Source organism: Vibrio sp. Vb1755 (assembly GCF_033338635.1).
GTDB classification, from domain to species: Bacteria; Pseudomonadota; Gammaproteobacteria; order Enterobacterales; family Vibrionaceae; genus Vibrio; species Vibrio alginolyticus.
In genome coordinates this window covers 1-1,025 of sequence record NZ_JAWOTA010000376.1, presented here as the reverse complement: position 1 = coordinate 1,025, position 1,025 = coordinate 1, and the positions used below count along the sequence as shown (strand labels likewise).

1 protein-coding gene is annotated in these 1,025 nt (G+C 46.8%); it reads left to right on the top strand.

What is annotated here, in order from left to right; translation table 11 throughout:
* Positions 1-956: alanine:cation symporter family protein (locus tag R7E00_RS25240; RefSeq protein WP_318124943.1), on the top strand; the 956-nt coding region annotated here is incomplete at its 5' end.
* Between the last annotated feature and the right edge of the window lie 69 nt (positions 957-1,025).

Below are 1,025 nucleotides of genomic sequence, written 5' to 3'. Positions count from 1 at the left end.
TCATTCTTGCCTTCATCATCTTTGGTGGCGTAAAGCGTATTGCGAACTTCACTCAGATCGTTGTGCCATTCATGGCATTGGCATACATCATCACCGCTTTCGTTATCATTCTTCTAAACATCGGTGAAATCCCACGCATTATCGGCATGATCCTAGGAGACGCGTTCACTCCTATGGCTGGTGTTGGTGCTGCCATTGGTTGGGGTGTTAAACGTGGTGTTTACTCAAATGAAGCAGGCCAAGGTACCGGCCCTCACGCAGCAGCGGCAGCAAGCGTTGATCATCCTGCACAGCAAGGTCTGGTTCAATCATTCTCAATCTACATCGATACACTACTAGTATGTTCGGCAACTGCGTTTATGATTCTTATCACAGGTGCGTACAACGTACACGGTGCGGTTGAAGGTGCATTCCTTGTGCAAAACCTACCAGCCGATATTGGGGCCAATGGTCCAGTATTCACGCAAATGGCGATTGAAAGTGCTCTGCCTGGAGTTGGTAAACCGTTCATCGCTGTTGCACTGTTCTTCTTCGCATTCACCACGATCTTGGCTTACTACTACATCGCAGAAACAAACATTGCCTACATTCGCCGTACCTTTAAAGTGAACGGTCTGATGTTTATCTTAAAACTGGTACTTATCTCAGCCGTGTTTTACGGTACAGTAAAAACCGCAAACCTAGCATGGGCGATGGGTGATGTTGGCGTAGGTTTGATGGCTTGGCTGAACATCGTGGGTATCTTGATCATCTTCTTTATGTCGAAGCCTGCTCTGAAAGCGCTGACCGACTACGAAGAACAACAGAAGCAAGGTGTCACAGAGTTTACGTTCAACCCAGTTGCGCTAGGTATCAAAGGTGCAGATTACTGGGAAGAGAAATACAAACGTAAAACGGGTCAAGCACCAACGACTGAAACTACCGCAACAGACACGGTAGAACAGCCTTCGACCTAAGTTTCTTTCCTTAAAAATAAGAAAAAGCAGTGGTCCGTTCTTCGGACACAACAAAGGGGTTAACCAGTG